This is a genomic window from Stenotrophomonas sp. Pemsol, from assembly GCF_003586545.1.
Classification (GTDB): domain Bacteria; phylum Pseudomonadota; class Gammaproteobacteria; order Xanthomonadales; family Xanthomonadaceae; genus Stenotrophomonas; species Stenotrophomonas sepilia.
On the sequence record NZ_CP025780.1, the window covers coordinates 1,623,337 to 1,641,490 of the forward strand.

12 protein-coding genes and 1 pseudogene are annotated in these 18,154 nt (G+C 66.0%); 7 read left to right on the top strand and 6 right to left on the bottom strand.

The annotated features are described in order from the left end of the window. Positions 1 to 364 precede the first annotated feature (364 nt). The 5 genes from PEM_RS07535 to PEM_RS07555 all read left to right on the top strand — a co-directional run bounded on the left by PEM_RS07535 (position 365) and on the right by PEM_RS07555 (position 8,633). Positions 365 to 1,750, top strand: a complete 1,386-nt coding sequence (locus PEM_RS07535; RefSeq protein ID WP_111129250.1) for an NAD-dependent succinate-semialdehyde dehydrogenase — start codon at positions 365 to 367, stop codon at positions 1,748 to 1,750. 49 nt (positions 1,751 to 1,799) lie between these two features. Further along, positions 1,800 to 3,440, top strand: coding sequence for an acetolactate synthase large subunit (locus tag PEM_RS07540; RefSeq protein ID WP_111129252.1), 1,641 nt, complete (start codon positions 1,800 to 1,802; stop codon positions 3,438 to 3,440). A 160-nt stretch (positions 3,441 to 3,600) separates the two neighbouring features. Then, entirely contained in the window at positions 3,601 to 5,112 is a 1,512-nt protein-coding gene (gene lysS, locus PEM_RS07545) for a lysine--tRNA ligase (RefSeq protein ID WP_053499438.1), read from the top strand. 204 nt (positions 5,113 to 5,316) lie between these two features. Then, the gene (locus PEM_RS07550; RefSeq protein ID WP_032954148.1) at positions 5,317 to 6,462 is read left to right on the top strand and encodes a two-component system response regulator; all 1,146 of its coding nucleotides are present in this window, start codon (positions 5,317 to 5,319) and stop codon (positions 6,460 to 6,462) included. Continuing rightward, a complete protein-coding gene (locus PEM_RS07555) occupies positions 6,459 to 8,633 on the top strand; it encodes a response regulator (protein ID WP_111174607.1) in 2,175 nt (724 codons plus the stop codon). The genes PEM_RS07550 and PEM_RS07555 overlap by 4 nt, the downstream gene beginning before the upstream one ends. Before the next feature lie 70 nt (positions 8,634 to 8,703). On the opposite strand, the gene PEM_RS07560 is transcribed toward PEM_RS07555, so the two are convergent. The 5 genes from PEM_RS07560 to betI all read right to left on the bottom strand — a co-directional run bounded on the left by PEM_RS07560 (position 8,704) and on the right by betI (position 15,522). Then, positions 8,704 to 9,576 carry a crotonase/enoyl-CoA hydratase family protein gene (locus tag PEM_RS07560; protein WP_111129256.1) on the bottom strand — a complete coding sequence of 291 codons (873 nt, stop codon included), beginning with the start codon at positions 9,574 to 9,576 and terminating at the stop codon, positions 8,704 to 8,706. 161 nt (positions 9,577 to 9,737) lie between these two features. Then, entirely contained in the window at positions 9,738 to 11,414 is a 1,677-nt protein-coding gene (locus tag PEM_RS07565) for a long-chain fatty acid--CoA ligase (protein ID WP_005416391.1), read from the bottom strand. A 222-nt stretch (positions 11,415 to 11,636) separates the two neighbouring features. Further along, positions 11,637 to 13,319: a choline dehydrogenase gene (betA, locus tag PEM_RS07570; protein WP_005416392.1), complete on the bottom strand. Its 1,683-nt coding sequence runs from the start codon at positions 13,317 to 13,319 to the stop codon at positions 11,637 to 11,639. 101 nt (positions 13,320 to 13,420) lie between these two features. Beyond that, complete coding sequence (betB, locus tag PEM_RS07575; RefSeq protein WP_111129258.1) at positions 13,421 to 14,893, bottom strand: betaine-aldehyde dehydrogenase; 1,473 nt, start codon at positions 14,891 to 14,893, stop codon at positions 13,421 to 13,423. 38 nt (positions 14,894 to 14,931) lie between these two features. Next, complete coding sequence (betI, locus tag PEM_RS07580; RefSeq protein ID WP_069138626.1) at positions 14,932 to 15,522, bottom strand: transcriptional regulator BetI; 591 nt, start codon at positions 15,520 to 15,522, stop codon at positions 14,932 to 14,934. A 170-nt stretch (positions 15,523 to 15,692) separates the two neighbouring features. Between betI and PEM_RS07585 the strand changes: the two genes are divergently transcribed. After that, positions 15,693 to 17,243 carry a BCCT family transporter gene (locus PEM_RS07585; RefSeq protein WP_005416395.1) on the top strand — a complete coding sequence of 517 codons (1,551 nt, stop codon included), beginning with the start codon at positions 15,693 to 15,695 and terminating at the stop codon, positions 17,241 to 17,243. A 101-nt stretch (positions 17,244 to 17,344) separates the two neighbouring features. Beyond that, positions 17,345 to 17,748: pseudogene (locus tag PEM_RS07590) on the top strand (aconitase family protein); the annotation flags it as partial. 94 nt (positions 17,749 to 17,842) lie between these two features. On the opposite strand, the gene PEM_RS07595 reads toward PEM_RS07590, so the two are convergent. Then, the coding region (locus PEM_RS07595; RefSeq protein ID WP_343202884.1) for an XVIPCD domain-containing protein at positions 17,843 to 18,154 on the bottom strand (312 nt) is incomplete at its 5' end.

The window sequence follows — 18,154 nt, forward strand, 5'->3', positions numbered from 1 at the left end:
GCAGGACCGTTGGCGCCATGGATGGCGCGACCGAGGCTACATGGGTGAGGGCGCTTTGCTTGCGAAGCACTGCTTCGCAAGCGCCCGAACGCCCAGCCGCCGGCGGCTGGGCCGGACCCCGGAGGGGGATTCACGCCGTCCCCCGCAACCGGACCCACCCCGCCATCCCACGGAATGCAGGCCTTTGACCTTGACGTTGCCCTGGCCTCTGCGGGTGCAGGGCGCAGCCCTGCAAACAGCCCCATTCAGACAGGTAAGTGCAGGTCACAGGATAAGCAGACGCCTTGTTGCCTCCGCCAATCGGGTCCACATTCCTGTGCAGAAGACGGGCCGCTGCCCGTTGCCGAGACAACAGGAGCCCTGCATGTCCGCTGCCCCCACCACCGCCATTTCCCGCGATCCGGCCACCGGCCAGCAGATCGCCAGCCACCCCTTCGCTACCGATGCCGAACTGGAAGCCATCCTCGATCGCGGCCAGGTCGGCTTTGCGGCCTGGAGCGTCAAGAGCCTCGAACAGCGCGCAGACGTACTGCGTGCGATGGCCGCCGTACTGCGGCGTGACCGTGAAAAGCTGGCCGCGCTGGCCACTGCCGAAATGGGCAAGGTGCAGGCCGAATCGCTGGCCGAAATCGAGAAGTGTGCCGTGCTGTGCGACTGGTACGCCGACCACGGCGCGCAGTTCCTGCGCGACGAACCGACCCAGGTGCCCGACGACAAGGCTTACGTGTCCTACCTGCCGCTGGGCGTGGTGCTGGGCATCATGCCGTGGAACTTCCCGTACTGGCAGGTGATGCGTGCGGCAGTGCCGATCCTGATGGGCGGCAACGGCTTCCTGCTGAAGCCGGCCGAGAACATCGTCGGTACCGCGCAGCTGCTCGACGCGGCCTGGCGCGATGCCGGGCTGCCGGAAGGCACCTTCATCGCCGCCAACATCAGCCGCGAGGGCACCAGCCGCGCGATCGCCGATGATCGCATCGCCGCAGTGACCCTGACCGGCAGCGTGGCCGCAGGCCGCAGCATCGCCGCCCAGGCCGGGCAGGCGCTGAAGAAGGTGGTGCTGGAGCTGGGTGGCTCGGATCCATTCATCGTGCTGGCCGACGCCGATCTGGACGCCGCCGTTGATGCGGCGGTGGCCTCGCGCTTCCAGAACACCGGGCAGGTCTGCATCGCCGGAAAGCGCATCATCGTCGAAGACGCGGTCTACGATCGTTTCGTGGCGCAGTTCTGCCAGAAGGTGCAGGCACTGACCATCGGCGATGGCCGCGACCCGGCCAACCGCATCGGCCCGATGGCGCGCCAGGACCTGCTGGAGCAGCTCGATGCGCAGGTACGGGCTTCGGTGGAGGCCGGTGCGCGGCTGCTGGTTGGCGGCCACCCGCTGGATCGCCCTGGAGCCTTCTATGCACCCACCGTGCTGGCCGACGTAGAGCCTGGCATGCAGGCCTTCGATACCGAGACCTTCGGGCCGGTGGCCTCGATCAGTCGCGCCCGCGACGCCGACCATGCGGTGGAACTGGCCAACCAGAGCGAATTCGGCCTGAGCGGCAACCTGTGGACCGGCGACGGCGCACGGGCCATGCAGCTGGCGCGCCGGCTGCAGACCGGCGGCGTGTTCGTCAACGGCTTCTCCGCTTCAGACCCGCGCGTGCCGATCGGCGGCGTGAAAAAGAGTGGCTTCGGTCGTGAGCTCTCGCACTTCGGCATCCGCGAATTCGTCAACGCGCAGACGGTGTGGTTCGACAAGCGTTGACGCGCAGCTTCCCTCCTACCATCAGTCCAGCGAAAAGGACGGCATTCCAATGTCCAAGGGTTCAGATCTGCTTGTCGCCGCGCTTGAGAACGAAGGCGTCGAGCGCATTTTCGGTATTCCCGGCGAAGAGAACCTCGACGTGGTCGAGTCGCTTCGTCATTCCAGCATCGAGCTGGTCATCACCCGCCACGAACAGGCAGCGGTGTTCATGGCTGCAACCTATGGCCGCCTGACCGGCAAGCCCGGCGTGTGCCTGGCCACGCTCGGCCCCGGCGCGCTGAATTTCACCACCGGCGCCGCCTATGCGCTGCTGGGTGCGTGGCCGGTGATCATGATCACCGGCCAGAAGGGCATCGTCGCCAGCAAGCAGGCGCGCTTCCAGATTGTCGACATCGTCGGCACGATGAAGCCGCTGACCAAGCAGGCGCGGCAGATCGTCTCGGCGCGCACGATCCCGACCATCGTCCGCGAGGCGTTCCGTGTCGCTCAGGAGGAGCGCCCGGGCCCGGTGCTGCTGGAGCTGCCCGAAGACATCGCGGCCGATGAGGTCGAGGGCGTGGCGCTGATTCCGCCGCATGCGGTGGACCGTCCCATTGCCAGCCCGGAGGCGCTGGATCGGGCGGCTGAGATCATCCGCAATGCCAAGCGGCCGTTGTTGATGATCGCATCGGCGGCGTCGCGACCGCAGTCCAGTGAAGCGCTGTCGGCCTTTGTGTTGCGCGCCGGCATCCCGTTCTTCACCACGCAGATGGGCAAGGGCGCGGTGGCCGGAGGTTCGGGCCTGTACATGGGCACCGCCGCGCTGAGCGAGCGTGACTACGTGCACATGGCGATCGACCAGGCTGACGTGATCGTGACCATCGGCCACGAGGTGACCGAAAAGCCGCCGTTCGTGATGCGCCCGGGTGGCCCGACCGTGATCCATATCGGCTACTCGCAGGCGGCGGTGGAACAGGTGTACTTCCCGCAGGTGGAGGTGATCGGCGACATCGGCCGTTCGCTCACCCAACTGGCCGACCGCATCGAAGGCGCGGTGCCGAACGCCGATGCTTTGCTGCCGCTGCGCGCGACCATCCTCGAGCATCTGGCCGACCGCGCCGAAGAGGCCGGGTTCACACCGCAGCGGCTGGTGCACGACGTGCGCCAGGTGATGCCGCCGGACGGCATCGTGGCGCTGGACAACGGCATGTACAAGATCTGGTTCGCCCGCAACTACCGTACCCAGGTCGCCAACACATTGCTGCTGGACAACGCGCTGGCGACCATGGGCGCGGGCCTGCCATCGGCGATCATGGCCTCGATCCTGTATCCACAGCGGCGGGTGCTGGCGGTGTGTGGTGATGGTGGTTTCATGATGAACAGCCAGGAGCTGGAGACAGCGCGCCGGCTGGGGCTCAACCTGGTGGTGCTGATCCTCAATGACGGCGCCTACGGCATGATCCGCTGGAAGCAGGCGGTGGATGGCTTCACCGACTACGGCATGACCTTCAGCAACCCCGACTTCGTGAAGTACGCCGAGGCCTATGGCTGCAAGGGGCATGAGGTGATCGCCATCGAGCAGTTCATCCCGACCCTGCAGGCGGCCTTCAACGAGGGCGGGGTGCACCTGGTGTCGGTACCGATCGATTACTCGGAAAACCAGCGGGTGCTGGTGGACGAGCTGCGGCAGGCGTTCCCCGGGAACAGGTAGATATCCAGGGGCCAGGTAGGGTCCCGGACGGGGTCAGATCCCTTTGCTGCGCAAAGGGATCTGACCCCTCTCCCGGCTTGGGCAGGGCGGTTTTGGTATGCTGGGCAACCGGCTGTGCCGGGCGCAGCATCCCCCCTCACTACACGATTCCCGCAGATCCATGAGCGAAGCTACCGATACCCCCCCCGTCGACGAGAACAAGTTGATCGCCGAGCGCCGTGAGAAACTCAAAGCGCTGCGTGGGCAGGGCATCGCGTACCCGAACGATTTCCGTCGTGAGGACTTCGCCGGCCGCCTGCAGGACGAATTCGCCGATGCCGAACAGTGGACCGCCGAGGCGCTGGAAGGCAACGGCCGCCAGGTGAAGATGGCCGGCCGCCTGATGGCCAAGCGCATCATGGGCAAGGCGAGCTTCGCGCAGATCCAGGACGAGTCCGGCCGCATCCAGCTGTTCCTGCAGGGGGCCGTGCTGGGCGATGCCTACACCGCGTTCAAGGGCTGGGACGTGGGCGACATCATCGCCGTAGAAGGTGGCCTGACCCGCACCAAGACCGGCGAGCTGTCGGTCAAGGCCGAGTCGATCCGCCTGCTGACCAAGTCGCTGCGTCCGTTGCCGGACAAGTGGCATGGCCTGGCCGACGTCGAGCAGCGTTACCGCCAGCGTTACGTCGACCTGATCGTCACCCCGGAGTCGCGCGCGGTCTTCATCAAGCGCTCGAAGATCATCCGCGCCATGCGTGCGTGGCTGGACAACCGCGACTTCCTGGAAGTCGAGACGCCGATGATGCATTACATCCCCGGCGGCGCGGCGGCCAAGCCGTTCACCACCCACCACAACGCGCTGGACCTGGACCTGTACCTGCGCGTGGCGCCGGAGCTGTACCTCAAGCGCCTGACCGTGGGCGGCCTGGAGCGCGTGTACGAGATCAACCGCAACTTCCGCAACGAAGGCGTCAGCACCCGCCACAATCCAGAATTCACCATGATGGAGCTGTACGAGGCCTATGCCACGTACAACGAGATCATGGACCTGACCGAAGGCGTGATCCGTGACGTGGCCAGGACAGTCAACGGCAGCACCGAGGTCGAGTGGGACGGGGCGAAGATCGACCTGGGCCCGGCGTTCCGCCGCTGGCGCATGGACGAAGCCGTGCGCCACCACAACCCGGAAATCTCGGTTGCCGACTGCACCGACCGTGACGCGCTGCTGCGCCATTGCGAGCGCTTGAACATCCGCGTCAAGCCGTCCTACGGCTGGGGCAAGCTGCTCCTTGAGATCTTCGAGGCCACCGTCGAGCACACCCTGATCCAGCCGACCTTCATCACCGACCATCCGGTGGAAGTCTCGCCGCTGGCCCGTGCCAACGACAATGATCCGGGCTACACCGACCGCTTCGAGCTGTTCGTCAACGGCAAGGAGCTGGCCAATGGCTTCTCCGAGTTGAACGACCCGGAAGACCAGGCCCAGCGCTTCCAGGCCCAGGTGGCCGCGAAGGAAGGTGGCGACGATGAGGCCATGCACTACGACGCCGACTACATCCGTGCGCTGGAGTACGGCATGGCCCCGACCGGCGGCCTCGGCATCGGCGTCGATCGTCTGGTGATGCTGCTGACCGGCAGCAGCTCGATCCGCGATGTGCTGCTGTTCCCGTACATGCGTCCGGAGCAGTAAGTCGCGTTTTTGACTCCCGATTGTGCGCGCCGTCCCGAAACGAGACGGCGCGATTGACGCGTCCCGCACTCGGCGTATCGTAATTGCACTACCTTGACGCCTGCTATGGCTTGATCGGCGTTAGGGGAGGGCACGGTGTGGGGAGTCCGCTTCACATTGTGATGACGATCATGAATCGGGATGCACGACACGGGAGTCAGGCCGATGCAGGGTGCGAGCGTTCGCAGCGGCAGAGTATCCTCGCCTGCTGATGATCCAGCGTGGTCGAAAAACCAGGCAGAGTACGCGTTGAATATCGTCATCGTTGATGACCAGACTTCCGCCCGGACGATGCTGCGTCACGTCATCGAAGACATCGCGCCGGAACTGAGCGTGTATGACTTCGGCGATCCGCTGACCGCATTGGCCTGGTGTGAAGCCCATCCGGTCGACCTGCTGCTGCTCGATTACCGCATGCCGGAGATGGACGGGCTGGAATTCGCTCGCCGTTTCCGTCGGCTGCCCAAGCACCGCGACATTCCGGTGATCCTGATCACCGTGGTCGGTGACGAGCCGATCCGGCAGGCGGCACTGGAAGCAGGGGTCATCGACTTCCTGGTCAAGCCGATCCGCCCGCGCGAACTGCGTGCGCGCTGCTACAACCTGCTGCAGCTGCGCCAACAGACCGAGAACGTGAAGCAACGGGCGCTGTCGCTGGAGCAGCGCCTGCTGGCCAGCATGCATGAGGTCGAAGAGCGGGAGCGCGAAACGCTGTCGCGGCTGGCGCGGGCGATCGAGTTCCGTGATGCAGGCACCAGTGCCTATCTGGAGCGCATGGCGCGCGTGGCCGGCCTGATCGCCGACCAGCTCGGGCTGCCCGAGGAGGACGTGCGCCTGATCGAAATGGCTGCGCCGCTGCATGACATGGGCAAGATTGCCATTCCCGATGCGGTGCTGCTCAAGCAGGGCAAGCTCAACGAGGAGGAGCTTGCGATCATGCGCCGGCACCCGCGGATTGGCCATGAACTGCTGAGCGGCAGCCAGAATCGTTTCATCCAGGTTGGCGCCTTGATCGCACTGCGTCATCATGAGCGCTACGATGGCAGCGGCTATCCCGATGGGCTGGTCGGCGATGCGATTCCGCTGGAAGCGCGCATCGTGGCTGTCGCCGATGTCTTCGACGCCCTGATTTCGCCCCGTCCGTACAAGGAAGCATGGACCATGGAAGCCACCCTGGCTTATCTCTACGCCCAGCGTGGCCGGCTGTTCGATCCCCGATGCGTGGACGCGCTGCTGCGCGGCCGCGAACAGCTGGACCAGATCTGCGCCGAGCATTCGATGGCGTCCGCGCGCCCGGGGCTGGGCGCGTGAAACGGCTGTTGTCGCAGCTGCGGCTGCGCCTGTCCCAGCGCCAGGACAGCGAACACGGCCAGCAGATCGTCCGTATTGTCCTGATCAGCCTGATCCTGGCCTACGTGCTGTTGCCGGCGCCGCGCCACGATCTGCCGCACACGCAGTACGTGGGCGTGCTGGCGATCGTCTTGACCGGCCTGAGCCTGTCGCTGCTGCTGTTCGGCTGGCTGCTGTGGCGGCCGGCGCGTTCCGATCCCCGCCGCGTGCTGGGCATGCTTGCCGACTATGGCCTGATCGCTGCCGGCATGGTGCAGATGGGCGAGCCCCTGGCCTGGGTCTACATCGTGGTGATGTGGGTGACGGTCGGCAACGGCATGCGCTTCGGCAACCACTACCTGTACGTGGCGGTGGCGATGGCGATGGTGAGCTTCGGTTGCACGGTGCTGCTGACGCCTTACTGGCAACAGAATTTCCGTCTGGCCATCGGCCTCTGGCTCGGCCTGGCGGCGGTGCCGCTGTACTTCTCGACACTGCTGCGGCAGCTGACCGAGGCGATGGCCGAGGCGCGCCGTGCCAGCGAGGCCAAGAGCCGTTTCCTGGCCAACATGAGCCACGAGTTCCGCACGCCGTTGAACGGCCTCAACGGCATGACCGAAGTGCTGGCGACCACGCGTCTGGACGATGAGCAGCGCGAGTGCCTCAACACCATCCAGGCGTCGTCGCGCAGCCTGCTGGCGCTGGTGGAGGAAGTGCTGGACATCTCGGCCATCGAGGCCGGCAAGCTGCGCGTGGTGGCCGAAGACTTCGCCGTGGCCGACGTGATCCAGGCGATCGGGCTGATCCTGTTGCCGCAGGCCAAGGCCAAGCGCCTGGATTACCGGGTGAAGGTCGCCGATGGTGTGCCGCCCCGCGTGCGCGGAGACGTCGGGCACCTGCGGCAGATCCTGCTGAACCTGGCCGGCAACGCGGTCAAGTTCACCGATCACGGCCGGGTCGAAATCCGTGTCAGCGTGGTGCAGGCCGATACCAGTGGCGCGGTGCGGCTGCGCTTCGACATCCTCGACACCGGCATCGGTGTAGCGCCGGCCATGCGTGCGCGGCTGTTCGATGCCTTCGAGCAGGCTGACGTCAGCATGGCGCGTCGCCACGAGGGTACCGGGCTGGGCACGACCATCGCCAAGGGCCTGGTCGAAGCAATGGACGGCGATATCGGTTATCTGGAAAACCCGCCGCGCGGCAGCCATTTCTGGGTCGAGCTGCCGTTCGCGCCGCCGCAGCCGCAGGTGCCGGGTGCGGTACCGAGCCTGACCGGCGACGACGACGCGGGGCCGGGTGGCAACGTGATCGCATTTGCCGACCCGTTCCTGCGCCATCGCGCCCGCGTGCGCAGCATGCAGATCCTGGTGGCCGACGACCACGAGGCCAACCGCATGGTCCTGCAGCGCCTGCTGCAGAAGGCCGGGCATCGCGTGCTGTGCGTGGACGGCGGTGAGGCAGTGCTGGATGCGCTGGCCGACAGTGAATTCGATGCGGTCATCGTCGACCTGCACATGCCGGGCATGAGTGGGCTGGACATGCTGAAGGAGTTGCGGGTGATGCAGGCCGGCGGCGGTCCGCGCACGCCGGTGCTGGTGCTCAGCGCCGATGTCACGCCCGAGGCGATCCAGCGCTGCACCCAGGCTGGGGCGCATGCTTTCCTGGCCAAGCCCGTGGTGGCGGTGCGCCTGCTCGATACCCTGGCCGAGATCGCCAGCAACGCCCAGCTGAAGACCATGGCCGCACCGGTGGTGCGACCGATGGCCCTGCAGGATGGGGTGCTCGACAGCAGCGTGCTGGACGAGCTGGCCTCGCTGGGGATGGGCGAGGGCTTCGAACGTGAGTTCATCCGCCAGTGCCTGGAGGACGTGGCGAGCTGCATGGGCAAGGCCGAGCAGGCCGGCGAGACCACGCAGTGGGATGTGTTCCGCGAACAATCCCATGCGATCAAGGGTGTGGCCAGCAACCTTGGCCTGATGCGCGCGTCGAACCGTGCCGGCGAGCTGATGCGGATGGCTGACTGGCAGCTCAAGACCGAATGGCGCCAGCGCCTGGGCATCCTGCAGGAAGCGATCAAGGAAGGCCGGCGTGCACTGGAGGCGCGGGCCGAACGCCGCCTGCGTGGCGCTGCTGACGATGGCGAGGCGCGCTGAACCACGGCAAGGCCCATAAAAAAAGCCCGGTGGCCAACCGGGCTTGAACCCATCCTGGGGGAGGGATGAATCAGGCCGCGTCGAGACTGGCGCGACGGGTCTGGGCCTTGATCAGGCGATCCATGGTGCGCAGAGAGCGGTCGCCGAGGGCCAGGGCGGAATCGACCCATACCTTGGTGATCTCCAACAGTTCGTCATAGCTGACAGGCTGGGCAATGCTGCGTGCGGCGTTCATTGCCAGGTAGGACTGCGGGGTGCGCTGCTGCTGGCGGATCAGTTCCTCGACGGCCGCCCGGCCTTCGCCCTTCTTCACCAGCACGTCGACCACGCCCATCGCATGCATTTCCTCGGCGCTGTAGACCCGGCCGTCGAGGATGATCTTCTCGGCCAGGTGTGGTGACACCCGGCGGCACAGGAAGGAGTAGGCGCCCATGCCCGGGAACAGGCCGAACAGAACTTCGGGCAGGCCGAGGCCGCTGCCTTCCTCGGCGACGATGGTGTGGCAGGCCAGGGCCATTTCCAGGCCACCGCCCAGGGCGTCGCCCTGGATCAGGGCGATCGAACGGACATCGCCGCCGAACCCGGTATGCAGGTGGTGCACGCCCTCAACGCAGCGCTGGGCGTAGCTCAACAGGAGGTCGCGGTTGCCTTCGCGGATCAGGCGGGTGAACAGGTCCAGGTCACCGCCCAGGTTGTAGGCGACGGCATCGGAGGCCAGCACGAAATGCCGCAGGGTGCCGCTGTGGCGCTCGGCAGGGCTGCGGGTGATGGCCGCCATGTAGCTCCACATCTCGTCGAGCATGTCCTTGCGGCAGCAGGGACGGATGCCGGTGGCGGCATCGGCATGCATGAACAGCCAGTGGGCAGTGCCGTCGGCACTGTCTTCGGTACGGATGGTGGCAAAAGGCGAGCCGCTTGAGGGCAGCTTTTCGATGGTACTCATGGAAGGGTCCTCGGCATGCGGCCCGCAGTGTCAGGTGGGTGGCCGGCGGGCCGAACGGTCCACACACGCGGCGATGCTACACCGCCTCAGGGGCGTCGCATGCGAAAGGGCCCGGGACGTTTCCGCCCCGGGCCCGGTACCGTTCAAATTGCCGAAAACCCTTACTGGGCGGGCGTATCGCGGAGTTCGCGACGGAGGATCTTGCCGACATTGGTCTTCGGCAGCTCCTTTCGGAATTCGACGATTTTGGGGTGCTTGTAGCCGGTCAGGTTGGCCCGGGCATGCTCCTTGACCATTTCGGCGGTCAGGTTCGGATCCTTCTTCACGATGACCACCTTCACCACCTCGCCGGACTTGTCGTCCGGCACGCCGACCGCGGCCACTTCCAGCACGCCCGGCATCATCGCGATCACGTCCTCGACTTCATTCGGGTACACGTTGAAGCCGGACACCAGGATCATGTCCTTCTTGCGGTCGACAATGTAGAAGAAGCCCTGTTCATCCATCTTCGCCATGTCGCCGGTGTGCAGCCAGCCATCGGCGTCGATGGTCTTGGCGGTTTCCTCCGGGCGCTGCCAGTAGCCCTTCATCACCTGCGGGCCCTTGATACAGAGCTCGCCGACCTCGCCCAGCGGCAGGATGGCGCTGTTGTCGTCCTTGATGCAGGCATCGGTGGACGGGATCGGCAGGCCGATCGAGCCGTTGTATTCGGTCAGGGTGAGGGGGTTGATGCAGGCCGCCGGCGAGGTCTCGGTCAGGCCATACGCCTCGACCAGGGTCACGCCGGTGACCTTCTTCCAACGCTCGGCCACGGCGCGCTGCACCGCCATGCCGCCGCCCAGGGTGACCTTCAGCGAGGAGAAGTCGACCGTGTCGAAGCCGGGGGTGTTGAGCAGGCCATTGAACAGCGTGTTGACGCCGGTGATGGCGGTGAAGCGCACCGACTTGAGTTCCTTGACGAAGCCCTTCATGTCACGCGGATTGGTGATCAGGTGGTTGCAGCCACCGAACTTCATGAAGACCAGCCCGTTCGCGGTCAGTGCGAAGATGTGGTACAGCGGCAGGGCGGTGATGATCCACTCCTTGCCCATCTCGATGCCCGACGCACTGATCCAGGCCGAGGCCTGCTGCATGTTGGCGATCAGGTTGCGGTTGGTCAGCATCGCGCCCTTGGCCACGCCGGTGGTGCCGCCGGTGTACTGCAGGAACGCAATGTCGTCGTGGTCGATCTCGACCTGGGGCAGGCTGTGGCGGCTGCCGATCTTGAGCGCCTGGCGGAAGCGCACCGCGCCCTTGAGATGGTAGTTGGGCACCATCTTCTTGATGTACTTCAGCACGAAGTTGACGATCACGCCCTTGGCGCCAAGCAGGTCGCCCAGGCCGGTGGTGACCACGTGCTTGACCGGAGTATCGGCGATGACCTGCTCGACGGTGTCGCCGAAGTTGTCGACCACCACCAGTGCGGTCACGCCGGCATCGATCAGCTGGTGCTTGAGCTCGCGCGCGGTGTACAACGGATTGACATTGACCACGGTCAGGCCGGCGCGCAGCACGCCGAAGGTGGCCACCGGGTACTGCAGGCAGTTGGGCATCATCAGGGCGACGCGGTCACCCTTCTTGAGCTTGAGCTCTCCCAGCAGGTAGGCCGCGAACTGATTGACCAGCGCGTCGGTCTCGCCATAGGTGAGGACCTTGCCGAAGCTGGAGTAGGCGGGACGGTCGCGGAATTTCGCGACGGAAGCGTCGAAGACCGAAGCTACCGAATGGAACTCGTTGACGTCGATCTCGGCGGGAACGCCTTTCGGATAGCTCTGCAGCCAGGGACGATCCAGACTCATATTCCCCCTCCAGGAATCGTGATGTATTAGGTTCCGGCCCTGAGCGTATCGACAACGGCCGGTCATTGCAGCATACCCCGCCGTAGGGAAAACGCGAAGAGGCCCCGAAGGGCCTCTTTGCTGGGTAGTGCCGGCCGCTGGCCGGCATCTGCGCTCGATAGGCGATCCAGCGGATGCCGGCCAGCGGCCGGCACTACCGTGGCGCCAACCGGGCCGCTTGCGTCAGCCCTGCTTGCGTACCGGTGCGCCGTTGGCCTTGTAGTACGGCGCAGTGCTGCGGGCCAGCGGGGTGCGGCCACGGATCACGTCGGCAAGCTTCTCGGCCATCATGATGGTCGGCGCATTGAGGTTGCCGGTCACCACCTGCGGCATGATCGAGGCATCGACGATGCGCAGGCCTTCCAGGCCGTGCACGCGGCCCTGGCCATCGACCACCGCCATCGGGTCGTCGGCATGGCCCATCTTGTTGGAGCACGACGGGTGGTACGCGGTTTCGGCATGCTCGCGCACGAATGCATCGATCTGCGCGTCGGTCTGCAGTGCACTGCCCGGCGAGATCTCGCGGCCGCTGTACGGGGCCAGCGCCGGCTGCGCGAAGATCTCGCGGGTGATGCGGATCGCCGCGCGGAATTCGCGCCAGTCCTGCTCGTGCGACATGTAGTTGAACAGGATGCTCGGATGTTCGCGCGGGTCCTTCGAGCGCACATGGATGCGGCCACGGCTGGGCGAGCGCATCGAGCCGACGTGCATCTGGAAGCTGTGCGCCTTGATCGGGTTGGAGCCGTTGTAGTTGATCGCCACCGGCAGGAAGTGGTACTGCAGGTTCGGCCAGTCGAACTCGGCGTCGCTGCGGATGAAGCCACCGGCCTCGAACTGGTTGCTGGCGCCGATGCCGGTGCCCAGGAACAGCCACTCGGCACCGATCGCCGGCTGGTTGTACAGCTTCAGCGCCGGCGCCAGCGACACCGGCTTCTTGCATTCGTACTGCAGGTACATCTCAAGGTGATCCTGCAGGTTGGCGCCGACGCCGGGCAGGTGGTGCACCAGGTCGATGTCCAGGCTGCGCAGCAGGTCGGCCGGGCCGACACCCGAGCGCTGCAGGATCTGCGGCGAGGCGATGGCGCCGCCGCACAGCAGCACTTCGCGGCGGGCGGTGGCGCGCTGCGGCTGGTCGTTGTGCAGCCACTGCACGCCCACCGCGCGCTTGCCCGAGAACAGGATGCGGTCGGTCAGCGCGTGGGTGACGATGGTCAGGTTCGGGCGTGGCTTGGCCAGGTCCAGGTAGCCGCGGGCGGTGCTGGAACGACGGCCGTTCGGGGTCACCGTGCGGTCCATCGGGCCGAAGCCTTCCTGCTGGTAGCCGTTGAGGTCGTCGGTGCGCGGGTAGCCGGCCTGCACGCCGGCTTCGACCATCGCAGCGAACAGTTCGTTGTTGCCGGCCTTCGGCGTGGTCACCCGCAGCGGGCCATCACCACCGTGGTAGTCGTTGGGGCCGATGTCGCGGGTTTCGGCCTTGCGGAAGTAGGGCAGGCAGTCCAGATAGGTCCAGTCTTCCAGGCCCGGCATGCTGGCCCAGTTGTCGTAGTCCATCGCGTTGCCGCGGATGTAGCACATGCCGTTGATCAGCGACGAGCCACCCAGGCCCTTGCCGCGGCCGCAGTCCATGCGGCGGTTGTTCATGAAGGGCTCCGGATCGGTCTTGTACGCCCAGTTGTAGCGCTTGCCCTGCAGCGGGAAGGCCAGCGCCGCCGGCATCTGGGTACGGAAGTCGAGCCGGTAGTCCGGGCCACCGGCTTCCAGCAGCAGCACGCTGACATCGGCATCTTCGGTGAGGCGGGTCGCCAGCACGTTGCCGGCTGAACCGGCGCCGATGATGATGTAGTCGTACTCGTTATGGGTGCTCATGGGTGTCTCCTGCAGGCCGGGGCGCGCTGCATGCAGGCGTCCCGGCGGAATGTCGGATCGGCGCGGTGGCCGGACGATGGGGCGTGCTCGGGGCGCGCCGGTCAGAACACGCTGGCGTAGTCGCCCAGCTCGACCTGCACCGACTTGATGCGGGTGTAGTGGCCGAGGGTGGAGATACCGTTCTCGCGGCCGACGCCGGATTCCTTGTAGCCACCGACCGGCATTTCGGCCGGCGATTCACCCCAGGTGTTGATCCAGCAGATGCCGGCTTCCAGGCGATGGATGATGCGGTGGGCGCGGCTGATGTCCTTGCTGACCACGCCGGCAGCGAGGCCGAAGGTGGTGTCGTTGGCACGACGCACCACTTCGTCTTCGTCGTCATAGGCGAGGATGCTCATCACCGGCCCGAAGATCTCTTCCTTGACGATGGTCATGTCATCGCGGCAGTCGGAGAACACGGTCGGCAGCACGTAGGCGCCCTGGGCCAGCGCACCTTCGGTGGCACGGCCGCCACCCGTCAGCAGGCGGGCACCTTCGGCCTTGCCGCTCTCGATGTAGCGCAGCACGTTTTCCATGTGCGGGAAGCTGGTCAACGGGCCGAAGTTGGTGTCGGCGGCCATCGGGTCGCCGATGCGGATGCGCTTGACGCGCTCGACGACGGCCACCTCGAATGCGGCCAGCATGCTGCGCGGCACGAACACGCGGGTGCCGTTGGTGCAGACCTGGCCGGAGCTGAAGAAGTTGGCCATCACCGCAATGTCGGCGGCGCGGTCCAGGTCGGCGTCGTCGCAGATCACCAGCGGCGACTTGCCGCCCAGTTCCATGGTCACTTCCTTCAGCGACGAGGACGCCGCGCTGGCCATGACCTTCTTGCCAGTGGCGACGCCACCGGTGAAGGAGATCTTTTCGATCACCGGGTGCTCGGTCAGCCACTGGCCGATCTCGCGGCCCGGGCCCTGCACGACGTTGAACACGCCGGCCGGCACGCCGGCTTCGGTGTAGATTTCGGCCAGCCGGATCGCGGTCAGCGGGGTCACTTCGGACGGCTTGAACACCATCGCGTTGCCCGCGGCCAGCGCCGGTGCCGACTTCCACATGGCGATCTGGATCGGGTAGTTCCATGCGCCGATGCCGGCGACCACGCCCAGCGGCTCGCGACGGGTGTAGAAGAAGCTCGATTCGCGCAGCGGCAGCTGGATGCCTTCGATGGCGGTGGCCAGGCCGGCGTAGTACTCGACCACGTCGGCACCGGTGACGATGTCCACGGTGGTGGTCTCGGCCAGCGCCTTGCCGGTGTCCAGGGTTTCCAGGTGGGCCAGTTCGTCGTTGCGCTCGCGCAGGAGCTCGACGGCGCGGCGCAGGATGCGCGAGCGCTCCATGGCGGTCATCGCGGCCCACACCTTCTGGCCTTCGGCTGCGCTCCGCACGGCACGTTCGACGTCGGCCTGGCTGGCGACCTGCACCTCGGCGATCACCTCGCCGGTGGCCGGGTTGACGGTCTTGAAGGTCTTGCCGCTGGTGGCATCGACGCGCTGGCCGTGGATGTAGAGCTGTTGGACGGGCAGGGTGGTCATGGGGCGTACTCCTTGGAAGGGGGCGGGTGCTGAAGCGCTTATAGCGCGGCAGCCTGCAACTGGAAGTCGATGTAGCCGTAAGCGATGCGCCGGGACTTCTCGGCGTTGAACTGGCCGCCGACCAGGCTGCCGCGCAGCCACAGGCCATCGATCATCGCGGCCAGGCCGCGGGCGGCCAGGCGGGCCTGCGGGTGGGGCAGCAGGCGGTTGAACTGGTGGCAGAGGTTGGAGAACAGGCGCTGGTCGTTGGCGCGCTGCAGCCGGGCCAGTTCCGGCTGGTGCATGCTGGCGGCCCAGAAGGTGAGCCAGACGCGCATCGCGGTGCCGTTGATCTGGCTGTCGTCGAAGTTGCCATCGACGATGGCGCGCAGCTGCTCGCGCGGATCGTCGCCGGCGTCTGCGCGGTAGCGGGCGACGGCGTCCTTCAGTTCGCGCAGGATCTGCCGCATTGCAGCATTGAGCAGGCCGTCCTTGTCGCCGAAGTAGTGGGCGACGATGCCGCTGGACAAGCCCGCCTTCTTCGCGATGGTGGCGACAGTGGCATCGGCCATGCCGATCTCGTCGATGGTCTGGAAAGTGGCCCGGATCAGCTGTTCGCGCCGTACCGGTTCCACGCCTTTCTTCGGCATTGTCTCTCCACGGTTTGCGACCCGAAGGATCGGGCTGCCCGCCATTATGCTTTTTATTGATTGAACGTTCAATCAATAAACCCTAGGATGCGCTCGCGCCCCACGCCATGGGCCCGGTTTACCGGTCCGGCCCCGCCCATGTGCTCCCTCGGACTTGATGAGACGACCCCATGTCTTCCCTGGCTCATCCCAAGCGTTCGCCCCTGCGCTTGAACCGTTTTGTCTTCCTCAGCTCCTCGGTGTCGATCGGCATCCTCGGGCTGCTCACCGTTCTCTATCCCGAAGGCAGCGAGCACTGGCTGCAATGGGCGCAGGCCGAAGTGTCGGCCGCGTTCGGCTGGTGGTACATGCTGCTGATCGTGCTGTGCCTGGGCTTCGTGCTGTGGCTGGCGTTTTCGCCGTACGGCCGCATCCGCCTGGGCCACAACGAGGAATCACCGGCCTTCGGCTATGTCGCCTGGGTTTCGATGCTGTTCTCGGCCGGGATCGGCATCGCGCTGCTGTACTACGGCGCCTACGAGCCGCTGGATCATTTCCTCAATCCACCCGGGCAGCCCGGCGGCACCGTGGCCGCCGGCCGTGAAGCGATGGTGCTGACCTTCCTGCACTGGGGCCTGCATGGCTGGGCGCTGTATGCGCTGGTCGGCGTGGCACTGGGCTATTTCGCCTATCGCCGGGACCTGCCGCTGGCGCTGCGCTCTGCGTTGTACCCGGTCTTCGGCGAGCGCATCCACGGCCGCATCGGCGACATGGTCGATGGCTTCGGCATCCTGGCCACGCTGATCTCGATGGTGACCAACCTCGGCATCGGCGCCCTGGTGGTACAGTCCGGCCTGGTCTACCTGTTCCACATCCCTGATACGCCGCAGGTGCTGGTGGTGATCGTGCTGGTGATGATGGTCGTGGCCACCATCGGCGTGGTGGCCGGCGTGGAAAAGGGCATTGCCTGGCTGTCCAACCTCAACGTGCGCCTGCTGTGTGGCCTGCTGCTGTTCGTGCTGGTCACCGGCCCGACCCTGCACCTGTTCGATGGCCTGATCCAGAACACCGGCGATTACCTCGGCGCGTTCGTGCGCAAGAGCTTCGACATGTACCTCAACGACCCCAAGGGCCGTGAGTGGATGGGTTCGTGGACGCTGTTCTACTGGGCGTGGTGGATCGCCTGGGCGCCGTTCGTCGGCCTTTTCGTGGCGCGCATCTCGCGTGGCCGCACCATCCGCGAAGTGATCATGGGCGTGCTGCTGATTCCGCTCGGCTTCACCCTGGCCTGGCTGTCGATCTTCGGCAATACCGCCATCGACCTGGTGCTCAACCATGGCCAGGCGATCCTGGGTGACGTGGCCCAGCATGATGCAGCGATGACCTTGTTCAAGCTGCTGGAATACCTGCCTGCGGCGCCGTACGTGGCCGGTGCTGCGGTGGTGATCGGCTTCGTGCTGTTCCTGACCCCGGTCGACTCGGGCACCCTGATGATCGCCAACCTGTGCACCCGTCGCGTTGACGATGGCGTGGAAGATGGCCATGACGCGCCGATCTGGCTGCGCGTGTTCTGGGCCGCCGGCATCACCGTGGCCAGCGTCGGCCTGCTGCTGGCCGGCAACTTCAGCGCGATGCAGACGGCGGTGGTGCTGTGCGGCCTGCCGTTCTCGTTCACCCTGGCGTTCTACATGTGGGGCCTGTTGAAGGCCCTGCGTACCGACCCGGACGCACCACGCCGGTGAGCGCTTCTGTAGAGCCGAGCCCATGCTCGGCTGCTGTTGGCGCAGAACCAGCCGAGCGCAGGCTCGGCTCTACAGGGGGCATCGCAAACGCAAAGGGCCGAAAGCGTGACCTGCCGACCCGCCTGTGGGTGGCCCCGCCGACCAAGATGGACGCCTCGGAGCTGACCAAGGAAGGCGTGTACGGCACCTTCGGCGCTACCGGCGCACGCATGGAAATGCCGGGCTGCTCGCTGTGCATGGGCAACCAGGCGCAGATCCGCGAAGGCTTCACCGCGATGTCGACCTCGACCCGCAACTTCCCGAACCGCTGGGCCGCAACACCAACGTGTACCTGGGTTCGGCCGAACTGGCCGCGATCTGCTCGCGTCTGGGCCGCATCCCGACCAAGGAAGAGTACATGGCCGATGTCGGCGTGATCGCCGCCAGCGGCGCGGAGATCTACCGCTACATGAACTTCGACCAGATCGAGGAGTACCAGGACGTGGCCAAGACGGTCGCTGCCTGATGCGGTAGTGCCGGCTGCTGGCCGGCACCCCGTTGAAACGAAGAACCCCCGGTGAGAACCGGGGGGTTCTTTTGTGTGCGCCGGGCCAGGTGGCCTAGCCCATGCGCATCGCCGTCCGTGTCTGCTCCTGGGCGTGGTCTTGCTGGGCGACCTGCTGTGCCTGCGACATCTGTTCGACCTTGGCGAGCGACTGCTCTACGGGCGTATTGATGGCCTCGCTGATTGGAACCGACGCCCGCAGGTGTGCCGGATTGTCCAGCGCTCCCTGGACTACGAACATGCGAGGGCTCGAGTCACCGCTGGGTGGATTGCCTAGGACCACATGATCGACGCGTTCCAGGCCGCTGCTCCTGGCCGCCGCAAGCAGGCCGGCCGTCACGCGCTCACTGGTTTCATCGAAGCTGCG